This is a genomic window from Verrucomicrobium sp. BvORR106, assembly GCF_000739655.1.
Lineage (GTDB): Bacteria > Verrucomicrobiota > Verrucomicrobiia > Verrucomicrobiales > Verrucomicrobiaceae > Verrucomicrobium.
The window spans coordinates 49650-76136 of sequence record NZ_BATR01000051.1; the positions used below are offsets into that span (position 1 = coordinate 49650).

19 protein-coding genes are annotated in these 26487 nt (G+C 61.2%); 11 read left to right on the plus strand and 8 right to left on the minus strand.

The annotated features are described in order from the left end of the window. The first annotated feature begins 82 nt into the window (after nt 1–82). A complete protein-coding gene (locus BV106_RS07760; RefSeq protein WP_038163158.1) occupies nt 83–1663 on the plus strand; it encodes a sodium/solute symporter in 1581 nt (526 codons plus the stop codon). 882 nt (nt 1664–2545) lie between these two features. Here BV106_RS07760 and BV106_RS07765 read toward each other — a convergent pair. Both BV106_RS07765 and BV106_RS07770 read right to left on the minus strand, forming a co-directional pair. Next, nucleotides 2546–2947 (minus strand): hypothetical protein, encoded by a 402-nt coding sequence (locus tag BV106_RS07765; RefSeq protein WP_038162920.1) that lies wholly within the window; start codon nt 2945–2947, stop codon nt 2546–2548. A 173-nt stretch (nt 2948–3120) separates the two neighbouring features. After that, the gene (locus tag BV106_RS07770; protein ID WP_051945381.1) at nt 3121–5547 is read right to left on the minus strand and encodes a glycosyltransferase; all 2427 of its coding nucleotides are present in this window, start codon (nt 5545–5547) and stop codon (nt 3121–3123) included. Nucleotides 5548–5719: 172 nt separating this feature from the next. On the opposite strand from BV106_RS07770, the gene BV106_RS07775 reads away from it, so the two are divergent. Next, complete coding sequence (locus BV106_RS07775) at nt 5720–7450, plus strand: FAD-dependent oxidoreductase (protein ID WP_265595433.1); 1731 nt, start codon at nt 5720–5722, stop codon at nt 7448–7450. Nucleotides 7451–7534: 84 nt separating this feature from the next. Here the strand turns inward: BV106_RS07775 and BV106_RS07780 are convergent, their stop codons facing one another. Further along, a complete protein-coding gene (locus tag BV106_RS07780) occupies nt 7535–8158 on the minus strand; it encodes a sigma-70 family RNA polymerase sigma factor (RefSeq protein ID WP_081891592.1) in 624 nt (207 codons plus the stop codon). A 123-nt stretch (nt 8159–8281) separates the two neighbouring features. Further along, nucleotides 8282–9415: a hypothetical protein gene (locus tag BV106_RS07785; protein WP_038162929.1), complete on the minus strand. Its 1134-nt coding sequence runs from the start codon at nt 9413–9415 to the stop codon at nt 8282–8284. 226 nt (nt 9416–9641) lie between these two features. Between BV106_RS07785 and BV106_RS07790 the strand changes: the two genes are divergently transcribed. From BV106_RS07790 to BV106_RS07820, 7 genes are all read left to right on the plus strand, one after another. Further along, a complete protein-coding gene (locus BV106_RS07790) occupies nt 9642–10271 on the plus strand; it encodes a DUF47 family protein (RefSeq protein WP_038162933.1) in 630 nt (209 codons plus the stop codon). A gap of 16 nt (nt 10272–10287) precedes the next feature. Then, nucleotides 10288–11334: an inorganic phosphate transporter gene (locus BV106_RS07795; protein ID WP_038162936.1), complete on the plus strand. Its 1047-nt coding sequence runs from the start codon at nt 10288–10290 to the stop codon at nt 11332–11334. Between the two features lie 97 nt (nt 11335–11431). Then, nucleotides 11432–12547 carry a D-TA family PLP-dependent enzyme gene (locus BV106_RS07800; RefSeq protein ID WP_038162939.1) on the plus strand — a complete coding sequence of 372 codons (1116 nt, stop codon included), beginning with the start codon at nt 11432–11434 and terminating at the stop codon, nt 12545–12547. Between the two features lie 122 nt (nt 12548–12669). Continuing rightward, a complete protein-coding gene (locus BV106_RS07805) occupies nt 12670–13062 on the plus strand; it encodes a hypothetical protein (RefSeq protein WP_038163164.1) in 393 nt (130 codons plus the stop codon). Nucleotides 13063–13156: 94 nt separating this feature from the next. Further along, the gene (locus tag BV106_RS07810) at nt 13157–13408 is read left to right on the plus strand and encodes a hypothetical protein (protein WP_038162942.1); all 252 of its coding nucleotides are present in this window, start codon (nt 13157–13159) and stop codon (nt 13406–13408) included. Between the two features lie 22 nt (nt 13409–13430). Continuing rightward, complete coding sequence (locus BV106_RS07815; RefSeq protein ID WP_038162945.1) at nt 13431–14516, plus strand: membrane dipeptidase; 1086 nt, start codon at nt 13431–13433, stop codon at nt 14514–14516. Between the two features lie 55 nt (nt 14517–14571). Next, on the plus strand, nt 14572–15342 hold the full coding sequence (locus BV106_RS07820) for an aldolase/citrate lyase family protein (RefSeq protein WP_038163166.1): 771 nt from the start codon (nt 14572–14574) through the stop codon (nt 15340–15342). A gap of 289 nt (nt 15343–15631) precedes the next feature. Here BV106_RS07820 and BV106_RS07825 read toward each other — a convergent pair whose 3' ends face one another. Continuing rightward, nucleotides 15632–17230 carry a serine hydrolase gene (locus BV106_RS07825; RefSeq protein ID WP_038162949.1) on the minus strand — a complete coding sequence of 533 codons (1599 nt, stop codon included), beginning with the start codon at nt 17228–17230 and terminating at the stop codon, nt 15632–15634. A 77-nt stretch (nt 17231–17307) separates the two neighbouring features. Here BV106_RS07825 and BV106_RS07830 point away from each other — a divergent pair, with 77 nt between their 5' ends. Continuing rightward, nucleotides 17308–18561 carry a serine hydrolase gene (locus tag BV106_RS07830; protein WP_038162952.1) on the plus strand — a complete coding sequence of 418 codons (1254 nt, stop codon included), beginning with the start codon at nt 17308–17310 and terminating at the stop codon, nt 18559–18561. Nucleotides 18562–18635: 74 nt separating this feature from the next. Here BV106_RS07830 and BV106_RS07835 read toward each other — a convergent pair whose 3' ends face one another. The 3 genes from BV106_RS07835 to BV106_RS38175 form a co-directional block, all read right to left on the minus strand. After that, nucleotides 18636–19220 carry an HNH endonuclease gene (locus tag BV106_RS07835; RefSeq protein WP_038162955.1) on the minus strand — a complete coding sequence of 195 codons (585 nt, stop codon included), beginning with the start codon at nt 19218–19220 and terminating at the stop codon, nt 18636–18638. A gap of 157 nt (nt 19221–19377) precedes the next feature. Then, on the minus strand, nt 19378–20178 hold the full coding sequence (locus BV106_RS07840) for a nucleotidyltransferase domain-containing protein (protein ID WP_051945386.1): 801 nt from the start codon (nt 20176–20178) through the stop codon (nt 19378–19380). 451 nt (nt 20179–20629) lie between these two features. Beyond that, complete coding sequence (locus BV106_RS38175; RefSeq protein WP_265595434.1) at nt 20630–20791, minus strand: hypothetical protein; 162 nt, start codon at nt 20789–20791, stop codon at nt 20630–20632. A 308-nt stretch (nt 20792–21099) separates the two neighbouring features. On the opposite strand from BV106_RS38175, the gene BV106_RS07845 reads away from it, so the two are divergent. Beyond that, the gene (locus tag BV106_RS07845) at nt 21100–26481 is read left to right on the plus strand and encodes an autotransporter-associated beta strand repeat-containing protein (RefSeq protein ID WP_038162958.1); all 5382 of its coding nucleotides are present in this window, start codon (nt 21100–21102) and stop codon (nt 26479–26481) included. Nucleotides 26482–26487 lie beyond the last annotated feature (6 nt).

Consider the following 26487-nt stretch of genomic DNA (forward strand, 5'->3'; position numbering starts at 1 on the left):
ACACATGAGCGCCCTCTCCCTCTTTCTGGCCCAGGCGGCCAGTGCCAGCGCCAGTCCTGCCGCAGCCCATACTACTGGAGGTGTGAACTACACCGCCCTGGGCATGTTCCTCGTCTTCGTGGTTCTCACGCTGGTCATCACGTTCTTTAGCGCCCGCAAGGCCACAGGCTCCGCCGCTTACTTCGCGGCGGGCCGCAGCATCACCGGCTGGCAGAACGGTTTGGCCGTGGCTGGCGACTACATGAGCGCTGCCAGCTTCCTTGGCATCTCCGGCATGATCTGCTTCCTGGGTTATGACGGTTTCATGTATTCCGTCGGTTTCCTGGTGGCCTATCTCACCGTGCTTTTTCTGGTGGCGGAGCCACTGCGCAACGCGGGCAAGTACACCATGGCTGACCTTCTGGCCTACCGCCTGAGCCCCCGCCCGGTGCGGGCCATGGCCTCGCTGAGCACCATCACGGTCTCCACCTTCTACATGATCGCCCAGATGGTGGGTGCCGGCGTGATCATCAAGAGCCTGCTGGGTCTGAGCTTCGCTCCAGCGGTGATCGGCGTGGGCGTGCTCATGCTAGTGTACGTGGTCTTTGGCGGCATGCTCGCCACCACGTGGGTTCAGATCATCAAGGCCATCCTCCTCATGGCGGGTGCCTTCTTCCTTAGCTATCTCGTGCTGCAGCACCACGACTTCAGCCTGGCCAAGTTCTTTGAAAACGTGTCCCACGCGGACTACGGTGGCTCTGTCGCGACGCCGAAGAACCTGTTGGAACCGGGGCTGAAGTACGGCGTTGCTGCCGCAGGTCCATGGGGGCCGCTCGATCTAGTCTCGCTGGCCATGGGGCTGGTGCTGGGCACCGCGGGTCTGCCGCACATTCTCGTGCGCTTCTACACTGTGCCAGATGCGAAGACAGCCCGCTCCAGCGTGGTCTGGGCCATGGCCATCATTGGGGTGTTCTACATCCTCACCACCTTCTTCGGATTCGGTGCCGCCACCATCCTGGAGAAGTCCACCATCACCACGGCAGCAGGCAAGCCTGATACCAACATGGTGGCCCCCATTCTGGCGCTGGCCCTTGGTGGGAACCTGTTCTTCGCCTTCATCAGTGCGGTGGCTTTCGCCACGATCCTTGCGGTGGTGGCCGGTCTCACCATGAGCGCCTCCACCTCCTTTGCGCATGACTTCTACACGAACGTGATCCATCACGGAAAAGAGAAGACCGCAGGTGAGGAAGTGCGCGTGGCCCGCATCACCGCCTTTGTGGTGGGTGCGGTCAGCATTGGGATTGCCATCGCTCTCGGACCGGAGGTGAATGCCGCGTTCCTCGTGGGGCTTGCGTTCGCCGTGGCGGCCTCGGCCAACCTGCCGGTGATCTTGTTCTCCGTCTTCTGGAAGCGCTTCAACACTGCCGGTGCCGTGAGCGGCCTGGTGGGTGGTCTCGCCTCCTCGATCCTCCTGATCATGATCAGCCCCAACGGCCTCTTCGGCAAAGCTGGAGCTATCTTCCCGCTGGAGAACCCCGGCATTGTCAGCATCCCGCTGGGCTTCCTGGCAGCCTTCCTGGGTACCGTGTTGACCAAGCAGGACCCCGAAGCTGAGGCCAAGTTCGCCGAGCTCAAGGTTCGCGCCCACACCGGCCTCGGTGCCGAGAAGGGCGGCGGTCACTGATTCGTGATCGCAGATTGATCTGGAAATCAACTTCAAGGGCTGGATGTCGCAAGGCATCCAGCCTTTTTTGCGGTGCGTGGAGTTTGTTTCCGCGTACTCGCTGTCGGGCAGTTTTGGCTGTCCAGCCCAGTGTCGGGGTGTCTGATCGCTTTGACTTGCCCACTTCAAATGGAGCCTGAAAGGCCCAAAGAGCCCAGCCCAGGGGCGCAGACCCTGGGTATCGGTGTCATAGGAGCGGTGTGCCCTGTAGGGGCACAAGAGTGGGCCGCTGTCTCATAGGGCATGCTCGTTTGCACATCGGCAGCACGCGCACCTTTCTCGCGACCCTCAGGCCGCCGTGCAAAACTCGCACCCCTACCCAGGGTCTGCGTCCACTTCGTGGCCTTCGCCCCTGGGCTGGGTTCTTTGGGCCTTTCAGGCCCGAGTAGGCACTTCCAGCAAGCCCCTGCTCCGCGGCGAGGCGAAGGCCCCCGCGCCACGCTGATTTGCTGCCTTATGGTGATCTGGACGGTTTGTTGAACTCCCTTGGAGTTCCAGCGCTATCTCATCGATACCCGGGGTGGCGACTGCTTCGCAGTCTGACCCCGGGCTGTTTTGTATCACGCCGTTGGCGTGAGGGTTCCGGCACATTTCATGAAAGCAAAGATGGTTTCCTCGTGCCAGTGACCAGGGATTGCGCCAACCCATGCGTCCAAGGAGCGGCGGTTTGTGCTTGCACAACCGCCGATGGGGAAGCGGAGTGGCAGATAGACCGTCAAGGTTCCATCGTCTTATGCCGCCTCGTCGCTGCTTGTTGGCTTGGAGATGCTTGTGCTCCGGTCACGTCCGGCGGTTGTGCAAGCACAAACCGCCGCTCCTTGAGGGGGGCCATAGCATCCCGTGCTACTTCCCGGCCTCGTAGTTCTTCTCCGAAACGATGCGGTCGTGATCATAGACCCGCTCGCGGTAGAGGAGGCCGGCTTCGGTCCACTCGCGGTTCTTGCCGACGCGTTCGCCTTTGACGAATTCCGTTTCCGCCAGGGGCTTGCCGTTGGGGTGCCACTCCTTCACGGTCCCCTCGTAGAAGCCGTTTTTGATCGGGTACTCGGCCTTCAGCTTGCCGTCTTTGTAGTAATCTTTGGAGATGCCCGTGAAGGCTTTGCCTGTCTGTGGGTCGGCAAAGGAGTTGTTGAGGTACTTCAGATCCTTGTACGGCAGCTCTTTGGGCTTGCTGCAGGAAGGGAGCCCCAGGGCCAGACCCAGGCCGACGAGACTGGTGAGCAGGATGGGAAGGCGGCGCGTCATGCCGTCTAGTTCACAGAAATTTCAGCGCGAATCAAGCGCCGTCGTAGGAAGGTGCAGATTGCGGGACTCTGCAGGAGGGGCCTGCTTGGCGGTGATGGGCATCAGACCGACCTCTTTGGCCGCCTGGAGAGCGGCAGCGTTGAACCGTCGTGTGACAAGAAAGCTGCCAAGTATCAGAATGAGGAAAGGTACAAGCACAGCAAGCAAGAGGAGCCCTCCCCCCAATTGAAGTAGCGCACGAGAATCAGAGAAAGGGTAGACAAGGTGGAGATCCAAGGGAGGCCGGGGCTCCATGTCGCAGCTTTCACACGAGTGAGGCATTTGCCGCCCCCGTGATACTCGGTCACGGTCACGTAGCGAAGCCGGGTGCCGGAGTCCGCGAAGCTGCCATCCCACAGGCTCCAGTCCCCTGCGGGGTGGCAGCGCAGGTCGTGGGTCTCCTGCAACTCTTTGGCAAAGGCTTCCAGCCAGGCCTCACGGCCCACCCCGTCAGCACTCCAGAAGACGAACTCCGTGCGTTCGGGTGTCTCAGGCGCGAAGGTCAACGGTGCTGTTTTCCACGGCCATTGCAGTTTGCCCTTGGGCAGGGCGCGGTAGCGCAGCATGCCCCGCAGCCGGGCCCAGTCGCGCACGACGGGTTGGATGAAACAAAGCGTCCACAACAGGGCCCGGTGGCGCCAGGTGTGGGCGATGAGCATGAAGTCATTCATTGCAGCCCGTTTGCTGGCCACCCGGATGGTCAGCACGAGCATGATTGCCGGAACCACCAGCCAGGCGAGATGCAGAAAACCCAGGGCCAGCGCGGCAACGCAACCTGCGAGCCAGGGCAGGCCGCTCATCCAGTGGGCAAGAGTGTCCCCGCTGCCGCTGTAGATGCACTGGAAGGGGGCCAGGCCATGGGAGCCAAAGTGGATGTGCTGCCGCTCCAGATCACCATGATAGGTCTCGTCCCCATAGATGGCACCCCGCCAGCGAGCTCCGCCCAACCAGGCGAAGCGCTTCGGGAAATGGCCGACCAAAAGCGCTTCGGCCAGGCCGTATCCGGTCTGTTGACGCAGGTAGGCGCTGACCGTGAAACGGCGGTGATGCCAGACCACGGCCGCGGGAACGAAACGCAGCCTCCCGCCTTGTTCCTGAAGTCGCCAGCAGACGTCCACGTCATCGCCGGCCGTGGTGAACTCCACACGGAAGCCGCCGATGGCTTCAAGCGCGGCTTTGCGGATGGCCAGGTTGCAGCCGGGCAGGTGTTCCGCTTCTTCGTTGCCCATCAACACATGAGCCGGAGCCCCGGGAGCGGCGGCCACGCAGGCCTCGGTGAGATTGCGGGGTGGCGGAGGCAGGTTGGGCCCACCCGCAGCGACCCAGGAGGGCTCGTCGAAGGCTGGCGCCAAGTACTTCAACCAGTCTTCATCGGGAATGCAGTCATCATCCGTGTAGGCCAGGATTTCCCCGCTGGCCAGACGCATGCCGTGGTTCCGCGCGGCACTGAGCCCGCCCGGAGGCTGGTGGTGGTATTTTACGTACGGGAATTCCCGGGCGATATCGGCGGTCTGGTCCGTGGAGCCATCGTCAATGACCAGCACTTCGTAGTTGGCATACGTCTGCGTGCCCAGAGAGACCAGGCAGTTCCGCAGCGTGGCGGAGCCATTGCGGGTGCAGACGATGACGGAGATCCGGGGAAGCGAGGTTGGTGTCTCAGCGGGCGAGGCCACGAGCGCTTCCGAGGCCAGCTTGGGCCGACGATCACGGGTGACCAGCCCGAACTCCCATCCCGTGATTTCCTCGCCTCCGCGGTGCCACTCATCTGTGAAGGAGAACCAGAAGTTCCCTGCCACCGCCGAGCGCCGTACGGCCTCCTGCTGCCATTGCAGAGCCCGGGCCTGGGCGGCTTCACCGTGCTTTTTGGAGTCGAGTCCGAACTCCGAAATCACCAGCGGCTTGCCGTCGGCCAGGATTTGCAGCCGCTTCAAGTAGCCCTCAAACCGATCCTCGTCTTCCAGGAAGACGTTGAAGGCCACGAAGTCGGCATTTCGTGGGACGAGGTACTCGGTCGAAGGATAGCTGGCGTAGGCGACCGGGAGTTCCGGGGCCTCGGTCTTGACCGTGGTGATGAGCTTTTCCAGAAAGCGCCGGACAGGCTCCGGGCGCATCCAGCGCACGAGGGTCTTTTCGATCTCATTGCCCACGAGAAGCCCGGCCACCACCGGATCCCTGCCAAGACGCCGGGCAGCATCCTGCACCCGGGTGATCGCTTCCGCCTGGACAGTGCGGTCGCTCAGGAAGTCTACATGCTGGGTCCAGGGGACGCCCACCAGCAGACGCAGGCCCGTATCGCGTGCGGCCTGGAGCACTGCCTCCGTGGGGAGCTCATAGACCCGTACCGTGTTGAAGCCCAGTGCCGCCATCTTGCGAAAGTCATCCTGCAACCGCGGTTCCTCGGGCCAGGGCAGACCCTGGGCATTGGGCTTGAAGGGCCCGTAGGTCACGCCGCGCAGGTACACTTTGCCCCCCGTTGCCTCCCGGAACCAGCGACCGGAGACCCGCCATGCCCCTTCCCCGGGCTGGGCCGGGCTGGAAGGGGAGGATGGAGGGGAAATCATCTCGGTGATCAGGTGGGGGTGCGCAGGATTCTACAAAGTAGACGAGTAACTCTGCGGGCGCATTCGGCAATCTCTTGCACGGGTGGGCAGATTTTTGGACCCGTCCGCCGCTCGACGGCCAACTTCGCCTTCTCGCTTTGCAATTTGACCGTCAGCCAGCTAGAACTTGCGGATGCACCGATGCTTTCTCCCCCTGCTGGCAATTCCGCTGGCCACTAGCCTGGCTGTGGCTGCGGACGGTCCCACCACCCCGAATCCCGGTCTGAAGTACCACTACGAGGTGCCGAAGGCGGACCCAGCCCAGGTCATCAAGGTGGATCTCTGCGTGTATGGCGGCACCCCGGCTGGTATTGGCGCGGCCGTGCAGGCTCGTCGCTTGGGCAAGACGTCCGCCCTCGCCGTGCATCGCCGCCACGTGGGTGGTCTCACCTCCGCAGGGCTGACGGCCGTGGATCTGGGTAAAAAGGAGTCCATCGGGGGCATGGCCGCCGAGTTCCTGAACCGGATCGGCAAGTGGAGCGGCTTCCGGTCTGGCGATGCGGAGAACATCTTCCGCGCCATGCTCAAGGAGGCGGATGTGCCTGTGTACTATGAGCACCGCCTGTCCAAGGTAGTGAAGGACGGCAACCGCATCACCGCGCTGGAGTTTGAGAACGGCAACCGGATCGAGGCCAAGTTCTTCGTGGATGCCACCTATGAAGGCGATCTCTTCGCCGATGCTGGCGTCTCCTACCATGTGGGGCGCGAGGACAACTCGGTGTACGGCGAGACGGTGAATGGCTACTTCGTGGCGGACAAGCACCAGTTCCGCTTCGATGTGGACCCCTATGTGAAGCCGGGCGATGCCACGAGCGGCCTGCTGCCTGGTATTCAGCCCGGACCTCCGCGTCCGGCTGGCTCGGGTGACAAGTGGGTTCAGGCCTACAACTTCCGCATGTGGCTGACCAAGGCCGACCAGGGCACCGCGTACCCCAAGCCTGCCAACTACAACCGGGATGACTACGCGCTGCTGCTGCGCTACATCACGACCCAGCCCGATTTCCCGTGGGACTTCACGTACAAGTACGGCCCCATCAAGCTGAACCTGGGTGACTGCAACAACGCCGGGCCCATCTCCACCGACTTCATCGGGGGCAGCAACGAGTGGCCCGAGGCCGATCAGGCCAAGCGCGAAAAGATCTTCCAGGCCCACGTGACCTACCAGCAGGGGATGATGTGGTTCCTCGCCAATGACGAGGCGGTGCCGCAACGGCTCCGTGACTTCGTGAAGACCTTCGGCCTGCCCAAGGATCAGTTTCCTGAAACTGGAGGCTGGCCCCATGAGCTCTATGTGCGCGAAGGGCGCCGCATGATCTCCGACTACGTGATGACCGAGCACAACTGCACGGGCAAGGTGGTGCCGGAAGACAGTGTGGGCCTGGCCAGCTACACCATGGACTCCCACCACACCTCCCGCGTGGTGGTAGACGGTTTCGTGAAAGCGGAAGGGAATGTAGAGAAGCCCACCCCCGCTCCCTATCCGGTGAGCTATCGCGCGATGGTGCCCAAGGAGAGCGAGTGCAACAACCTCCTCGTGGGCGTCTGCGTCTCCAGCTCCCATATTGCCTACGGCAGCATCCGCATGGAGCCCGTGTTCCTGCTGCTGGGTCAGTCCGCGGCCACGGCGGCTTCCATTGCCATCGATGACGGCCTGACCGTGCAGAAGGTTCCCTATGCCAAGCTGCGTGAGCGCCTCCTGAAGGATCACCAGATCCTGGACTGGACGCCAGAGATGCAGGCCAAGGCCGCTGCTGCTGAGAAGGAGCGGAAGGAGAAGGAAAAGGCCAAGGCAGCCCAACCGAAGGCGGAGGGCAAGAAGGCTGCCCCCAAGGAGAAGGCCCCGGCCCCCGCTCCCGCGAACTGATCACGGGTTGGATCTCATCACAAAAAAGGGAGGCCGGAGCCTCCCTTTTTTATTGGTTGAGATCGTTGCCAGGACCAGGCCTGGTTAGATTCGACGCTTGATCACCTGCTCGAGTCTTTGCACCCCGCGGCGGATGCGGGCCTTCACCGTGCCGAGTGGCTCGTTGAGGCGTTCTGCGATCTCGCTTTGGGTCAGCCCGCCGAAGTAGGCCATCTGGATGGCTTCGCGCTGTTCAGGCGTGAGTTCCAGGACGGCGCTCTGTACTGCAGCGTCGCTTTCCTTGGCGATGAGGACATCGCTGGTGTCATCCACGAATTCCGGCTGGGCCGTGCGGGACTCCGATTCGAAGTCGTCATTGAGCCGGCTGCGGCGCTGTTTGGCGCGGATACGGTCAATGGCGCGGTTGCGGGCCATCGTGGTCACCCAGGTCAGGGGTTTGCCCTTGGTGGGTTCATAAAGGTGGGCTTTCTGCCAAATTTGGACCAGCACCTCCTGCATGATGTCCTCAGTGTCCTGGTGGTCATTCAGGACGCGGTGGATGGTGGAATAGAGGAGGCCACTGAACTTCTTGTAGAAGTACTGGAAGGCGGCGACATCGCGTTGGCCGATGCGCTGAAGCAAGGCCATGTCCGCATCAACTTCCTCAGCAGTAGGGGCAGCCGGAGCAGCAAGGGTTGTGTTCCGAGTGCGACGGTTCGTTGCAATCATCGTTTTCACGATGACAACATTCCACGTGTTGAGCTTTTGTCTACAATTTTTTTAGCTCCGTCTATGATTTGTCTATTAAACGAAATGCCCTCTTCGGTTGTCTAAGTCGCCTGCATCCTGCCTTTACTTGGGCAGGTGGAACAGGTCTTTACATCCAATACGCTCCGCCATGCGCAGCGGACGGCGCAGTGCTTCCGCCATCCGGCGGGCTTCGTCATCGCCCCGGAGGTCCTGACAGCGGGGGTGGGCTTCTGAAGCGGCGAGGTGCCCCAGAAGGGTGAGCACATGGGCGGTGCTGTGCTTGTAGGCAGAGGCGCTCATCTTGTCGTCGAGGCGGAAGACGAGGTCTTCAAACGACTGGATGGCTTCGAAGACCTTGTACACGCGGGTGTCGAAACGGCCTGTGGCGGTCTTGAACTGCTTTTCGGCCACGCTGTCGAGAAGCCACATGTCTTTGGCCGCGCAGATGAGCGGGCAAGCGCTGACGCCAGCTCCGATGAGCAGGGGCAGACCGAGCCGGATGGCGGTGCAGATGCCGAAATCGTCGCCACTGTGGGGGGCGAAGTCGAGTTTGAGGGATTTGCACATGGCCGCCCAGTAGAGGAAGTGCGGCTCATCCAAGGTGGAGATTTTGCCTCCGACGAACTTTGGGTGCTTGGCCAGCTCATGGAGCAGCCAGGGCTCGTACGGAGTCGCCCATGGCACGAAGGAGGGCTCCAGCGCATGGACAATGCCGGGGCGGATGAGGTGCTCGGCCAGCTCATAATAGGCATCCCGTCGGGCCTCGGTGTTCAGGGAGTTGAGCGTGCGGGAGGTCATGAGCATGACCTCGCAGTTGTCGTGCTCCTGCACGGCGTCGATCATCGGGAAGTAACGCTCCGCCTTGAAGTCGTTGTGGCCGAGGTCCTTGCCGGTAACGCCCGCGATGAAGCGCTGGTCAGGGAAGGCGGCGCGGAAGCGCTGCAGAACTTCGCGATACTCTTCCAGAGTCAGATCAAAGATGTATCCGGTATCCGCATTTAGCACGAAGACGATCTCCACCCCGTAGTGGGCTGCGCAGCGGCGCATCCAGTCGATGCTGCGCACAAACCCATCCCAGTCGGGGGCCTTGTCCTTGAAGGGCAGCAAGGCGGCCACGCAGAGGCGGGCCTTTGTGGAGTGGTCCACCAGTTCTTCCTCGCTGGTCCAGGCCCAGACGGTGTCGCTCCAGGGCGTGGAGGGTTTCAGGTCGGCGGGGTCGTGGATGAGGGCACTCATGCGGGTATTGGGGTGGAAAGGGGAAAAGTGGACGGGTGGCTGGGACCATCCTCTCCGGTCCGATTTTTCTGTCAACGATGGGGGCGGCTTGTCGGGGATCCGGGCGTCTTCTTTGTGCTAGCGGGGACGACTTTGTCCAGATTCAGCAGTGGGTCCGGCAAATCGAACTTGCCAACAACGTCACCTAATGTCACTTGACGCGCCTTCTGGTCCTATCCTCTCCCGCATGTTCAGCAGCCTCTTCAAACGCGACGACACTTTCTACACTTTGCTGGAGGCCAGTGCCGCGGAAGCGCGGAACTGCGCCATTCTGCTGAAAGATGTAATGGCCCACATAGGAGCTGATACAAGCTCCCAGTTGGATGCAATCGCCCAGAGCCGGCGCAAACACAAGCGCCTGACGCAGGAGGTGACGGAGCGTCTTTGCAAGACCTTCATCACTCCGCTGGACCGCGAGGACATCGAGCACCTGAGCAGCGCGCTGCACAAGATCCCGAAGACGGTGGAGAAGATCGCGGAGCGTCTCACCCTCTGCCCGGTGCAGTACGCGAACGACATCGTTTCCCGCCAGATCAACCTGCTGGATCTCGGCACGGTGGAGGTGGTGAACATGGTGGGTGCCCTGCGCAAGAAGGCAGGTATGGAGCACATTCAGGACATGCAGGACCGGCTCCAGCACATCGAGGGCGATGGGGACAAGATGCTCATGGACCTGCTCCGCCAGCTCTACAGCGGCAAGGCGGACCCCATTGAGGTGCTGATTCTCAAAGACCTGTACGAACTCTTGGAGCGGGCGATCGACCGCTGCCGCGACGCCGGGAACGTGGTCTTCCAAGTGGTGCTGAAGTACTCCTGATCCGCCACTTTTTCCCATGCTGACGCTCTTCCTCTGCGTACTCATCGCAGCGCTGGCCTTCGAGTACATCAACGGATTCCACGATGCGGCGAACGCCATCGCCACCGTGGTCTCCACCAAGGTGCTGACCCCGCGTCAGGCCATCATGCTGGCCGCGGTCTGCAACTTGTTCGGCGCGCTCATGGGCACCGCCGTCGCCAAGGCGGTGGGCAAGGACTTCGTCGATGTGAGTGCGGTGACCATGGCCACGGTGCTGGCGGCCCTGCTGGGCGCCATCATCTGGAATCTGATCACCTGGTGGTTCGGCATTCCGTCCAGCTCCAGCCACGCGCTGGTGGGTGGGCTCTGCGGAGCTGGCATTGCCTCCTCGCCCAAGGGCTGGGACGTGTTGCTCTGGGGCACGGGCCTCTGGCCCAAGCTGATCAAGCCCATGATCTTGTCCCCGTTGATCGGCTTCGTCCTCGGGGCCATCATCATGCTGCTGCTGAATTTCCTGCTCTTCAAATCGCAGCCTTCATGGATCAACCGAGTCTTCGGTCGCCTTCAGATTGTCAGTGCGGCCTTCATGGGGCTGAGCCACGGCACGAACGATGCTCAGAAGACGATGGGCATCATCGCCCTGGCCATGTACACCGGTACGCAATCGGGTGCCTTCAATGAACTGCCCGGCTGGCTCGGCTTCCTGAAGTCGGAGAAATTTGAGATCCCCCCTTGGGTGGTCATCGTGTGTGCCATCACCATGTTCGCCGGCACGGCGGGCGGAGGCTGGCGCATCATCAAGACCATGGGCCACAAGATGGTGAAGCTGATGCCGGTGCACGGTTTCGCCGCAGAGACCACGGCGGCAGTGATCATCCAGTCTGCCAGCCACATGGGCATCCCGCTTTCCACCACGCACGTCATTTCCACCAGCATCATGGGGGTGGGGGCAACCCGCCGCCTGAGCGCGGTGAAGTGGGGCATTGTGCACCGCATCGTGTGGGCCTGGGTGCTGACGCTTCCGGTCACCGGCATGCTCGGCTACTGGCTGCTGAAGCTGCTGGATGTCTTCGGGTTCCATTGAGGACTGAAGTGGATCGGCCGGGAGTTGGTCGATCCGTCACGTTTGTATCATTCTCCGGCCTTGCAGGCGGCGGCGGACCTTGTTCAAGTTGAGGCGCATGTCTGCCGCCCTGCCTTGGTACGCTGTTGAGAACATCGACGAAATTCCGTCGCCCTCCCTGCTGGTCTATCCGGATCGGATCGAGGAGAACTTGCGGCGGATGATTGCCCTGGTGGGAGGCGTGCAACGGCTGCGCCCGCACATGAAGACCCACAAGATGCCGGAGGTGATCAAGCAGCACCTCGCTCTGGGCATCACCAAGTTCAAGTGCGCCACCATCGCTGAGGCAGAGATGACGGCCGAAGCTGGGGCCAAGGACGTCTTGCTGGCCTACCCGCTCGTCGGGCCAAACATCGCGCGTTTCTTGAAGTTGAAGCGGCAGTATCCGCAAACGCGGTTCTGCGCGGTGGCAGACGATCCGGATGCAGCCCATGCTCTCTCCGCCGCGGCGGAGAAAGAAGGTGTGACGGCGGAGGTGATGCTAGAGGTGAATTGCGGCATGGCTCGTACGGGCATTGCGCCCGGTGAAGGAGCGATCCAGCTTTATCAATTACTCGCCACTCTGCCGAACGTGCAGGTGGCTGGGATCCATGCCTACGACGGCCATATTCACGATCACGATCTGGCGGCTCGTACCGCGGCAGTGGAAGCGGCGTATCAGCCTGTGGAAGCCTTGCGGGATCGCCTGCTGGCGCTCGGTCAGAGCGTGCCGCACTACGTGGTGAGTGGTACGCCCACCTTTGGTATCCATGCCCGGCGTGGCACCTATGAATGCAGCCCCGGCACCTGCGTGCTCTGGGACTGGGGCTATGGCACCAAGCATCCAGATCTCGACTTCCTGCACGCCGCACTGGTGGTGACGCGGGTGATCAGCAAACCGGCTCCCGAGCGGTTGACTTTGGACCTGGGGCACAAGGCGATCGCCGCCGAGAATCCGCATCCCAGAGTCTATCTCCTGAACCTGCCGGATGCCAAAGCGGTGATGCACAGCGAGGAACACCTGGCCGTGGAGACGCCACAGGCGGGTGAACTCCCCGTGGGCAGCGTCGTGTACGGCGTGCCCTGGCACATCTGTCCCACCGTGGCGCTGCACTCCCATGCGTTTGTCGTGCGGGATGGCCGCGCGGATGGCACCTGGAAGGTGGCCGGCCGGGAGCGGGTGATCACCGTGTGACGTTGCAGGAATGTGTGTATCATTGTCGCATACTCCAAAATCAACATCACCCGTACTCGACTCGAAGGAGTCTCAGAGTTTGCCTAACTTAGCAGCCGTGAATGCACCCGGCGATTGAATCCATGGACTTGCCCGACCTCAAATTGACGGACTTTCCTGCGGACTCCCGTAGTCGCGAGCTTTGGCTACAGCACGCCGCAGGTCACATCTTGTTTCGGGATGTGCGAGATTATGCGGTGCAGCGACTGGATCCTTCGCTATCACCTGAGGCAAGGGCTGCCGCGATCAAGGCGGCGAATGATGCCTTGTATGGATTGATGATGATCTTGGACGGCGTGACTGGGGGTCTTGAGAACGATTCATCCAAAGTTAGCTTGCGAATGATCGCGGAGCTTACTGCAATGGACAGCGCAGAGGTAGTTCATTCGCTAGATTTGTTGGATGGAGACGGGATGTGCATGGGGTATCACGGTTGGCAGGAAGGTGACTTTGGTGAACTTCCGCCGTTTGCTTGACCTGAAAAACTGCTAGCACGATGTTTACCGTGACTACAACCCACCGCTGTTATTTGCTCTCTACCTCGAGGTCGGAACAGCTTTTTCGCTAGCCATGGGTGCCATCAAAGAGATTGAAGACGCCATCCTGAGCCTTCCTCCGGGGCAGTTCTATGAATTGATGGACTGGATGCGCCATCGTCATTTGGACGTATTGTCAAGCGAGGGGCTTGAGTCTCCGGAGCTCGAGCGACAGTTGATCGAGGCAGTGGAAAGCGAGGCCGTGCCGACTGATGAAGCGCTTTTTGCCCACCTGAGAAAGAATATCGAGTCGAAGGCCGGAGATGGTTTCGGCCAGATATCTTAGTTCCTTTGTTTCACTCCATTCCATGAGCTCTTCTCCACATTTCATCTTCGACGCCCATCTTGATCTCTCCATGAATGCCATGGAGTGGAACCGTGATCTGACCCGCCCCATTGAGGAGATTCGTCGCCGGGAGCAGGGCAAGACGGACATGAAGGATCGTGGCAACGGGGTGGTGTGCTTCCCGGAGATGCGACGGGGACGGATCGGGATTTGTGTGGCCACGCAGATTGCTCGTTATGTGAAGGAGACCAATCCCTTCCCCGGCTGGCATTCTCCCGAAATTGCCTGGGCGATGACGCAGGCGCAGCTGGCCTGGTATCGGGCGATGGAAGAGAAGGGGGAGATGAAGCAGATCCGCACCGCCGGAGAGCTCAAAGCGATGGCGGATCTCTGGCTGGGAGAGCCGCCGGCTGATGCGCCGATTGGCTACATCCTCAGCCTGGAAGGGGCGGACTCCATGATCACCCTGGGGCATCTGGAGCGCTCTTATGCCGATGGTCTTCGGGCCCTGGGGCCTGCCCACTATGGCGTGGGGACGTATTCTCCTGGAACCGAGGCGGAAGGTCCGCTCACCGCCAAAGGGCGGGAGCTGGTGAAGGAGATGGACCGCCTGGGCATCATCATGGATGCCACGCACCTGACCGACGAGGCTTTCTGGGAGGCGGTCGAGTTGTTTCAAGGACCCGTCTGGGCCAGCCATCAGAACTGCCGCGCCCTGGTGCCGGCTCAGCGCCAGTTCACGGATGAGCAGCTCAAGCATCTCTTTGACCGTGGCGGCGTGATCGGTGCGGCTCTGGATGCCTGGATGATGGTGCCGGGCTGGATCAAGTTCAAAACCCGGCCGGAGGATACCGGGGTGAACCTGCAGCACATGGTGGATCACATTGATCACGTCTGCCAGCTTGCGGGGAACTCCCTGCATGCCGGCGTGGGCACGGATCTGGATGGCGGCTTTGGTCGCGAGCAGGCCCCCATGGACCTGGAAACCATCGCGGATCTGCAAAAGGTACCCCCAATGCTGGCCGCCAGGGGCTACTCCGAGACGGACGTCGCCAACATCATGCACGGGAATTTCCTGCGGTTCTTGGAGAAGAATCTGCCGGCTTGATGTGAGAAGCGGCATCTCCATTGCCTCCCTGTAAAATGTCCGCATGGTGGTGGCCATGCGCACTTCCAACATCCTTGCCAAACTCCGCACTGGCGGTGTGGCCCGGGTCTGCTCGACCGGGGCGGCCATTCAATCTTTCCCTCAGCATGCGCAAAGGGCAGGGTTTGATGCAGTGGTGTTGGATGGTGAACATCGTCCCTGGCATGCAGGGGACGTCTCGTTGATGCTGGCCCAAGCGAAGTTGGCGAATGTGGACACCTTGTGGAGGACGCCATCGGTGGAACCGGTGGCGCTGTCACGAGCGCTGGAGGACGGAGCCACGGGCGTCATGGTGCCGATGGTGGAGACTGTGGAGCAGGCGGCCGCGGTGGTGGCTGCCGCCAAGCACCCGCCGCTGGGCAACCGGGGGCTGGATGGCTCGTGGGTGGACGGGGATTTCGGCGCGCATGCCAAGGATGCCTATGTGGCGCATGCCCTGGCGGAGACCCTGGTCGTGCTGATGATCGAATCTCCTCAAGGCGTGGCCAATGCGGAAGCAATCGCGGCCCTGCCGGGTGTAGATGTGTTGTTCATTGGCCCGGGGGACTTGTCATTGCGACTGGGCTGCAAGCCGTCGCTTCAAGAAACAAAAATGCGTAACGCTGTGGAGACGGTGGCAGCGGCCTGTGCGAGGCAGGGGAAATGGTTGGGGCATCCCGCCAAAAGTGCGGATGATGCGCGAGAAGTGATCGGTATGGGGGCGCGATTCGTGATGATGGGCAGCGAAGGCCAGGCCGTGCAGCAGCATTTGCAGGCGTGCAAAGGGATGTTGGATGGGGCGTGTTGAAGGGCTTCGACGAATGGCGAAGGGTTCTAGGCGTCACAAGGCGTAGCCAAAGCGGCGGTTCCCGCGCGCACTCCAAAGACGCTTCGCGTCCAGGTGGCGTGAGTGGTTGGATGAAAGAGCGCCAAGCGGCCTCCGGTGTCGGAGGCTGTAGTCATTCTCAATGGTCGCCAAGTTGCCAGCAGCTGGCGACGAAGTCGCTGTGGAGTGCGGCGTGAAGCGCCGCTTTGAGGGCTGACTTCAGGTTCAATGAAGTAATGGCGAGAACAGAGCGGGGGGCTCCGTCGCCCCATCACCCCACCTTCCCAGTCAACACACCCCGCGCATCCGTGGGATTGGGTTTCATCCGGTTCATGCTGTTCACAAATGCGATCTTCACTACACCGTTCTCAAAGGTGGCGGTGATGAAATCATGATGGGGTGTTTCATAGTACCGCCATTGCATCTCCAAAGTCTTTTCGTCCTTCCAGGCGGCGCTGGAGGCGATCTTGAACGGCGTGCCCGTAGGGGAGGCGCCGCCGGAGATGAGGCGGGGCGGGGTGCCGGGGAGACCGGTTTCACCCTTCACCCAGGAGCCGACACCACAGGTGACGACATGTTCCTTCCCGCCCGCTTGGGCGGTGAAAACGCACTGCCCGCCCTCGAGTTTGAACTGCACCTTCTCAATGCCGAGGCTGTTGGTTTCCAGGGCATAACTCTTGCCGCTGATCCCTGCCGGATCTGAAGACGCCTTCTTGCTCACCAGGGGAGGCAGGGCCAGCGCGCCCAACGTACTCTTCAAGCGCTGCTCGGCCTCGGGATTGGCGGGGAGCGTAGCGTCCTTCTTCAGGGCAGGAAGCAGATGTTCCCAGATGAGATCGAGCTGACCCTGCATGCTGGGGCTTTCGCTGTTGATGGCAATGACCGTCTCCTGTTCCGGCAGCACAATGGTGTATTGGCCAAAGGCTCCGTCGCCGCGGTAGGCGCCGTGCTGACTGCGCCAGAACTGGTAGGCGTAGCCCTGGAGCCAGTCGTTCTGTTCTTTCGGCCGGGAGGGCTTGGCGGGATCGGGCTGCTGGATCTTGAAGCTTGTTGCCTCCTCGATCCATGAGGCGGGCAGGATCTGTTTCCCCTGCCACTGGCCTTTCTGAAGGAAGAGCTGGCCAAACTTCGCGAGGGCACCAGTGGGCAGGCTCAGACCCCAGCCGCCGGTGTTGATCCCTTTGGGGCAGCTTTCCCAGGTGGGTGCCGCGATGGCGAGAGGTTCGAAGAGGCGCGGGGTGAGGTATTGCAGGATGGGTTGCCCCACCAGCTTCTGCACAATGGCGGAGCACATGTAGGTGGCGGCACTGTTGTACATGAACACGGTGCCTGGTTGATGGGTGATGGGCTGGGCCAGGAAGGTGCGCACCCAGTTGTCGGATTTCACCACCGCCTGGGTGGGTTCTTTCTCATTGCCCACGGACATGGTGAGCAGGTCCTTCACCGTCAGGGCTGCCAGGTTGTCGCTCACCGTGGCGGGCAGATCATCGGGGAAAAAGGAAACCACCTTGTCCGTGACCTTGAGCCGGCCTTCCGCCACCGCAAAGCCGACCGCCGTGGAGGTGAAGCTCTTGCTCATGGAGTACAGCGTGTGGCGCAGGTCCGGGGCGTAAGGATCCCACCAGCCTTCGGCGATGACATGGCCACGCCGCACCATCACGATGCCGTGCATCTCGTGGTTGCTCGTCGCCAGGGCGTCTAAGAAGGCCTGGATGCTGGCGCTCGATACGCCCTGCGCCTCCGGTGTGCTGCGGGGCAGTGCCGTGAAGGTCGCTTTGGATTCAGCGAAAAGGACGGCGCTGGGTGCCCAGGAAATGGCGGCGAGACCGGAGCCCAGTTGCTTGAGGAAAGTGCGTCGGGAGGCGTGCATGGCCCCGAGGATGGGCAGAATTTTATCTGAACCTCAAGTGAATAAATGCTTCCGTCGAGCGTATCCTCGCCCTCCTCATGCTTTCCCATCGCCTCTCAATCTCAAGCCTGGTGCTGTGCACTGGTGCGTTCGTCTTTGCTCCCCTGGCTCTCGCTGCGGAGGACTATTTCCCGCCCCCGGACAGTCAGGGCGGCTGGCGGACTCTGAAGACCACCGAGGAGATTCGCGACAAGGCCGGCATGGATCTCGCCAAGCTGGAACAGGCCTATACGTTCACGGAGCGGTGCAGTCAGAACGGTGGATTGCTCGTGGTGCGCAAGGGCTACCTGGTCTTTGAGAAGTACTTCGGCCGGGCTCATCGCAACGCCAACCCGGACATGGCCTCCACCGGCAAGGCTTACACCAGCATTGCCTGCGGGGTCATGCTGAATGAGTTCAAGGACAAGATCCCGGACGGCCTGGATACCAAGGTCTTCACCGAGAAGTATCTGCCTGAAGCCCTTCCTCTGAATGATCCGCGCAAGGCGGACATCAAGCTGGGGCAACTGCTTTGCATGACCGCTGGGTACTGGGGGGAGGGGCAGGCTCCTTCGGGCTATGTCATGGGCAAGTCCACGCCGCTCAAACCTGTGCCAGGCCAGAACATCAAAGACCTGGACCAGTCGTCACTGAAGGTGCCGCTCTGGACGGATCCGGGAGCTGGCTATTCCTATTCCTCACCCGCTCCGCACATTGCCTCGATCGTGCTGCGGCATGTGACCGGGATGGAGCTTCAGGACTATATTCGCAAGCGCCTGGGAGATCCCATGGGCTGGGAGTCGTGGGGGTACTGTCTGCATAGGGGCGACTATGACATGCCGCATGCCAATGGTGCGGGCAGCATTGCGGTGCATGCCACGGATGCCCTGCGCTTCGGCTACTGCCTGCTGCGCGAAGGACGCTGGGGCAATCAGCAACTGGTACCGGCGGAGTACATCAAGCTCTGCCAACAGGCGTCGCCGTACAATCCGCACACGCCGTTCTCGCTGCAGTTCGAGCACAATGCCGACGGGCATGTGGTGGGAGCACCTCGGGACGCCTTCTATAAATCCGGGGCGGGCGGTTTCGGTATCTTTGTGGTGCCTTCACTGGATCTGGTGATCTACAAGCTTGGTGGCAAAGACGGCCAGTACGACCCCGCACTGACCCGGCTGCCGCAGCCGTTCCAGTACGATGGTTCGAGAGATAACTGGCAGCCCATCCCCCGGACGGGATTTCATGAGGGGAGCATGGGCGGAGATGACGGCCTGCGACGCGTCTTGGAGATGGTCGCGGCCGCCATCCGAGGGTGAGACTGAACAAAGGGCGATTCAATTCCTGACAAGCCCGGCTGGAAGGACCGTGATAGGTGCCTTCCAGCCGGGCATCATTGTCGAAGGAAGTGATTCCAATCCCGCACGTCGTGGACGTTGCGGATGAGCAGCGTCACGGGTACGGCCTTGGGGGTCACGGGCGGACGTTGCAAACGCAATCCCGCTTCCTGGGGCAGCCGGTCAGCCTTCCGGGTATTGATTTTCCGGTCGGCCAGCACGCAGTTTTCCCAGGACGAAGCGCCACCCCGGGACCGGGGCACGACGTGGTCGATGTTGCCTTCGTTCCGGGCCAGCTTGCGACCCGTGTACTGGCAGACGCCGCCATCCCGTTCCCAGATGCCCCGGGCAGTGAAGCTGGGGCGGTGCAGCGGGACCTTGTCGTAGCGGGCGGCCACCACCACGGTCGGCACACGGACGGGGCCGTGGATCGTCTTGATGGACTGGTCGCTGTCGCGGACAGGCAGCTTGAGCCACTGTTCCCAGGTCACGGGGACGATCGACTGATCATCCTGGACGTCGAGACCGGTGGCGGCCCCGGTGGAGAGCATGCAGAAGGCTTCGGCAGGAGTCTTGACGTGGATGGCCTGCCAGCATCGGTTCAGCACCAGGACGGTGCTCTTGTTCAGGAGGTCAGACATAATCGGAAGGGGGAAAGGGGCGGAGAATGAGCGCGTGATTTCATGAACCAAGAAAGCCCGGCTGAACCGGGCGGATTGGGGAGACGAGTTTTCCGTCCGCCCCGCGTGGGGGTGCGCGAGGGCGGACGGTGGTTTTGGGGGAATGAAGGGGCGGCAGCTAGGCGGCCAGGGCGTGCAGGCGGAAGAAGGCATCAAGCTCGTCCACATCCCCCGAAACATCCGTGGGATGATTCAGGGCATCCAGACGCACCAGCTCCAGCTGCACGAACTGCGACAGGACCTCCACCGGCGGGGCCACAGAGAGCTCTTCAGCGCTCTGCTTCCGGGCCACCAGTTCTGCCACGGCCTCGCGGACGTCAGCTTCATCCAGCACGGCATCCACCAGCTCCTGGAAGAGCATGGGGACCGGGGACTGGAATCGCTCGATCCAGCGGCAGGCCAGCAGCGGACGCAGCACATAGAGATACTTCTTCAAGCTCACCATGTCGCGGCCGCGCAGGTAGTCGCGGTAGTTGCCGAAAGCCATGTGCAGGTAGTGCACGAAGCACTTCTTGGGCGAGTAGAACTCCTCCGAGAGGGCGCGGAACTGGTCGAGGAACGCGGGATCGCTCCAGTACACCATCGGCGAGCGCAGCCACTCCAGGAGGGAGGGGTTGCTCTTGCGCAGCAGGCGCAGGGCCTTGCGCAGCTCCCAACCGCTCACGTCCAGCTCCTCGCTGATGGGCAGCTCGATCACATCGCGCTTTTCATCAACGGAAAGGTACCAGTCGCGCTCGTGGACATAGAGGAAGCGAACGTCGTAGTCGCTGTCCGGGGAGGCGAATCCCCAGGCGCGGCTGCCGCTTTCGCAGGCGTAGAGCACGCGCACACCGCGGCGGAACTCGAGATCCTGCAGCGTGTTCTGCACGCGTCTGACAACTCCTGGATCGAGGGCGGAGGGGAAGGGTTTCAAAGTCATGGGAGGGGAGGTTGAGAGGAGGGAAAGGGGGCCGGAAGCATCCGGGAGAGTGAGGCAGGCGCTAAGTTTGAAGCGCATAAAGACAGGGTGGGAGATGGACACAGACTTACCCCTGATGTTATCGTCCAAGTTACAAGGACAATAACATTGACAGCCGTTGCTTGTGGGCGACCCTGATGGCCGCACTGGCATTGGGAATCTCGGCGAGAGACTGGATAGAGCTGGTGACCGGGGTTTTGCCCCGCCGTCAGTTGGAGCTGGCGGCAGGACGATGGCTACCCTGTCAGGAAGTGGGAAAGTGTTTTAGAAGAAGGCGGGCCTCCGATCTGGTTGAGAGTGGTTTGGTTTTGGTTCTGGGGGGGTAATCTTGGGGAAAGACAGGGCGGAAAACAAAAAACCCTGCCGGCCTTATGAGGGCGGGCAGGGTTCAGAAAAACTATGGATCAATCCATCAGATCTGAATCTGCCTGCCGGTTCCTTCGTGTGCCGCCTGTTTGCTACCGTCGCAGGTGAGCACGACAAGTCGGACGACCGGAATGGCCTGGAACATGCCGGAACGCGTCAGCCACGAGGCTGCGGGCGTTGCATAGAGGCTGTTCCAGTTGGAGTTCATAATCGTGGATGAAGTCGGCGGAGAATAAGTGGAGTGGATAACTCGGTCAACTTATTTTGATGTTATTTTTGAAGATGTTGTGACACCCACCTATGCGGAAAAAAAGCCCATCCTGACCGTCCAGTCGGCCGGGATTGTCGCCTGAGTGGGGCTTTCAAGAAACAAGGTGAGCAATTTCTTTAGGCGGAATGTCGTGGCCGCCTCTGAAACGATGGGGGGCACTTGTTTTCGGGTTGTGTGCTGAATCCGGCGTCTGAGGACAATCATCTACATCTCCCGGTGTTTCCACCGTCCGTCCCATCCCTGCCATGACTTCCTCCAAGTTCCTCCTCCTTTGCTCAGCCATGCTGCTCGGCATGGGGCAACCCAGTCTCCGTGCTGCGACCCTGACCTGGGACGCCGACACGGGTACTACAGGGGCACAAGACGGAGGGGGGCTGAACTGGCTGGACGCCAGCCGCTGGTGGAACGGGGCTGCCAACGTCACCTGGTCCTCAGGCAATGACGCGGTGATTGGTTCCGCGACCGGTGCGGCAGGGGTGATCACCCTGGGCGTCGGCATCTCCGCAGTGTCGCTCACCTTTAATGCTCCGGGGAGCGGAGCCTATACCCTGACGGGCGGCACCCTGGACCTCACCTCCGGCAACATCGTCGCCAATGCCAGCGCGACCATCGAATCGGTGCTGAATGGGACGGCGGGTCTGAACAAAAGTGGAGCAGGCACGCTGACCCTGGCAGGTGGATCGGCCAATACTTTCACCGGTGTGACGACCGTCTCCGCAGGGACCCTGACACTCAACAAAACGGCTGGTGTGACGGCTGTCACGGGCAACATCCTGGTCAACGGCGGGACCTTGACTCTGCTGGCGAACAACCAGGTCGCCGACAACTCGGATTTGGTTATTTCCTCAGGCACCGTCACCTTCGGAGGGAGGACCGAGACGATCAAAAGCATCAGCATGACGGGCGGCACCTTCAGCACCGGCAACTCGGGTGGCGCGACCTCCGTCGTCACGGTTAGCAATGGCGTATCCATCGGTGGCACCGCAAAGTTGACAGTGAACAGCGGAGGCACTTTCGCGGCGGGTTCGTTGGCCCTCACCGGAACCAACATTGGCATCAATGCTGCGGACGGGGGCAACATCCTGATTGGCGGATCCAGTGCCTCGGCGGTGACAACGCTTAGTATCGGTGCCGGCGGTCTTTCCATGAGTGGGCAGACGATCCAGTTCAATTCTGCAACAGGGTCGAACAAGGGATCTCGCATTGAGCTCAATGGCGACTTCACCGGCACGGGGACCAACACCATCGCCCTGAGCGGTACCTCGAGCGGCAGCGCCATCAGCGAGCTTTCCCTGGGATCCGCCACCCGTACCTTCAATATCATCTCCGGCACCACGAGCATCACCGGAATCTCGGTGGTCGGCAGTGGAGGCAGTCTGGTAAAGGCCGGATCGGGCCAGCTTTCGCTGCTTGCCAGCAATACCTACACCGGTGCGACGATAGTTAAGGGAGGGAGCCTCCTGGTTACGGGCACGGACGGTCGCCTCATGGGCACCTCCGGAGTGTTTGTATCGGGAGGCACTTTTCAGATTGGCAGCCCCACCGCTACTTCCAACAACGGCGTGGTTGACCGTGTCAACACTGCTGCGTCGATCACGCTCGGAGGCTCTGAAGGAACGGGAGCTTTGGTGCTTGCCGCAGCGGCGGCGGGCAATGCGCATTCGCAAACTTTGTCTGGATTGGTGGTCAGTGTCGGCGCCAATACGGTGTCGGCGAACGCCGCCACGGGTACGAACACCTTAACCTTCAGTGGCAGTGCTGGCGCGGCCTACACGCGCAACGCGGGAGGGTATGTGGACTTCGGCAACCAGGTGGGGTTCACGGTGAATTTCAGCACCACGCCAACAGGGGCATCGGTTTCAGGCACCGGAAGTGATGCCATTCTCATTGGCGCCACCATGAATGCTCGTAAAGACTTTGTGACCGCGCAGCCAGGGGTGATCACGGCCGCCACTTACACCGCCACCGGCACCACTGCCTGGGATGCGGGAAAGAACATGAACGTCACGGGTGATGTGACCACTGGTGGAGCGGATGCCGGGATCAACAGTTTGCGATTTGCAGAGGCTGCCGCGCGGACCATCTCGCTCACGGGCACTCAGACCATTGCCAGCGGGATGATCCTGGTGACGAGTGATGTGGGCAACAACGCCACTTTGATCTCCGGAGGCACATTGAGGGGATCAGCGGGCGGGGATCTGCTGGTCAGTCAAAACAACACCGGCAACGCGCTCACCATTTCTTCGACTATTGTGGACAACGGTTCCGCCACTTCGCTGACCAAGGTGGGAACAGGCCTGCTGGTGCTCACAGCGGACAACTCGTACACGGGATCAACCTACTTGCTTGAAGGTGTGCTTCGCGCCTCGGAAGGGCTTGGGCTGGGTGATGGGAACCTGGTGTTGGGTGGTGGCGTGCTTGAGACTTCGGGGACCTTTAGCAGAGCTTTGGGCACCGGAGTGAATCAGGTGCAGATCACGGGGGGAGTCAGTGGATTCAGCGCCCGCGACGCGGCGCTGACCGTGAACATCGGCGGTGCGGGGGCTACGCTGCAGTGGGGCAGCACCTTTTTTAATCCATCCACCTTCGTGCTCAATGCCTCGACCGCAAACAACACGCTGGAACTGGTCAATGGTCTGAATCTCAATGGTTCGACTCGCAACTTCAATGTGCTCGCCAACACGGCCACGATCTCAGGAGTCATCAGCAACTCGGGTGATGCGGGCCCGAACGGAGCGGGGCTGTTCTATACCGGAGGCGGTGCCACTTCTATCTTGCGGCTGACGGCCGACAACACCTACACAGGCCGCACCTTGGTCACCAATGGCACCCTCTCGGTGTTGCGCGATCAGAATCTTGGCATCTTGCAAGGGTCGGTAGTGGATTCCATCATTCTCGCGACCGGGGGCAGGCTGCGTGCCGAGAGCACTTTTACGCTGGATGCAAATCGTGGCATTGGCATTGGTTCATCCGCCGGTGGGGCGGTGACGGGTGTGATTGAAGTGACCGCAGGGAATACCTTTACGGTCGCGGGTGTGATTGCCAACCGGACGGTCAGCAACGACGGAGTCGCCACAGGTGCCAATACTGGGGCGCTGACCAAGGTGGGTGCCGGAACACTGGCGCTCAGCAATGCCAATACCTACTCCGGGGTGACCACCGTGAGCAATGGCGTACTGGATCTGCGTCACAACAACGCATTGGGAACTTCCACGGCTGGCACCACGGTGAGCACTGGTGCGGCGCTTCAACTCAGCGGAGGGCTGACCATCGCTGGTGAAACGTTGTCCATCATCGGTACCGGCGTCAGCAGCAGTGGTGCTCTGCGCAACGTTTCAGGTAACAACACTTGGACTGGTGCCATCACTATTACCGGTGGGACACGCATCAATTCCGACCTCGATACCCTGACCTTGGACGTTGCGAGCGGGAATGCCATCTCCGACGGTGCCACTACGGGGACCACGCGGACCCTGATCTTTGGCGGGGCGGGAGACATTGTGGTGGCGGACGGCATTGTGCAGACCTCCGTGACACCTGGTGTCCTCAACCTGACCAGAGATGGGATCGGCACGGTCACCTTGAAAGGCACCAACGTGGTCAATGGCACCATCACAGCGAGCAGCGGGCGCCTTGTGCTGGATTACAGTTCCGGCGCGGTGGTGTTGCCAACCACCAGCGGGCTTAACTTCAATGGTGGTACCGTTGAGGTGAAAGGCGGGACTGTTACCCTGGGGAACATCTCGCTGGCGGGAAACAGCGGCTACAACAAGCTCGTCGTGGGAGCTTCCACTTCTCTCACCCTGGGGTCCACCTGGGCCCGTGGCAGCACGAGCGTGATGCTCATTGACCTTTCGGCTGCGAGTTCGGCAGCATTCTTCACCACGCCGGCTGGCACGGGTGTGACCTTGGAGTCAAAGGGCATTGATGGGGCCACCCAGGCCAGCATGATTGCGGGCGGTGGATTCGCGGCGTTTACCGTGAAAGATGCCAACGGGCGCTATGACTTTGCCGCGAGAGACTCCGCCACGGGTGCGATCATCCGGCTCAACGCGGTGAACGCGCTGCCGACGACTGGGGGTTCCGCGACGACCGCTTACCGCATCAAACCGACGACCGGTTCGACATTGACCACCCTCACAGGCAACGTCTCGATCAGTACCTTGCGGGTCGAGGCCACGGATAGTGCAGGATCCCTTGACCTTGCCGGGTTCCGGCTCTCACTGAATGATCTGGGGCTGTTGTATGATGGCGACAAGGATTTCACCATCAACGACAGCAGTGTCACCAAGACTGGCTTCATCGAAGGGGAGGCCAGCGGTAACAAAGCCCTCTTCATCTACCACTATGGCACTGGCAAGCTGACTCTGAACGCCAAGCTTTCCACGGGGGCCAGTTCTTCCATCGCCTTCATTGGCGAGGGGGGATTGATCGACTTGAACGCTGCGGCCAACATCAATGGCAACACGCATGTTGAAGGGGTGGTGGTGCGCGTCAGCGATGCCGCGGCGATGACCCTCAGCAACACGGTGACGACGGGCAACGGCTCCGGTTACCTGAACCTCTCCAATGGCGGCATCCTGGAGCTGACCGGCACGGACTTCACCAGGGGCTTGAGCAGCACGGCCGCCAGCGGCAAGTTTGGATTCTTTGCCGGAGATGGCGGCGGGTTCAGCGCCTTCGGTGCGGACCGGTTCGTGGATATCAAGGTGGATGCCACTGTCGGCAGTGCCAGTGCCAACATCACGTGGGGCTCGGGAGGGTTCCTGGTGACGGGTGCCAAGTTGATTCTGGGATCAAAGTATGCCGATCACCAAGTTGATTTTCGTAACAACATTGACCTGAACAATGGCAACCAGGTGATCGACGTGCAAAGCACCAATGCGGCCGGTGTGGGCGGCAAACTCAGTGGAGTGATCAGCAGCGCTTCCGGCAGCCTGCAGAAGATTGGCCAGGGCATTCTTGAGGTTACGGGAAACAACACCTATGGCGGTGGCACCACGGTCAAGGAGGGCACGTTTCTGGCCAACAACACGAGTGGCTCTGCAACGGGTTTGGGGGATGTCACGGTGCTCAGCGGTGCGCGCCTTGGCGGTAATGGCACGGTAGGGACCACATCCAAGCCGTCCAGTATCACGGTGAAATCTGGCGGCACGCTTTCTGTGGGGCAACTGGGAAACACCAGCGGTCAGCAACTCAAGCTCGTGACCAGCGCCGCGGGTGTGATCACGCTCTCCGGCACCGTGGAGTTCGATATCTTCGGCAACAACGGCGGGGTCAACCCGATTGGGAACAATGACTCGCTGGGGCTCACCAGCAGTTCGCCCATTGCGTTGGGAGGCACGCTCAAGATCGTGGATTCCACCGACCTCGCAACGGAGCTGACGCTGGGTTCTTCCTGGCAGCTCATCGACTGGACGAATGTGATCGTCAACGGTCAGAAGTACACCGGGGCGTTCACCACCTTCGACGTGCCGGTGCTGGCTGAAGGCTTGGCCTGGGACTACTCCCAGCTCTACACCACGGGTTACGTCTCCATCACGGTCGTTCCGGAGCCCGGGCGGGCGATGCTTCTGGCAGGTGGGCTGGCAGCGCTGTTGATGCGTCGCCGTCGTCGGACTGCTTGATCTGGC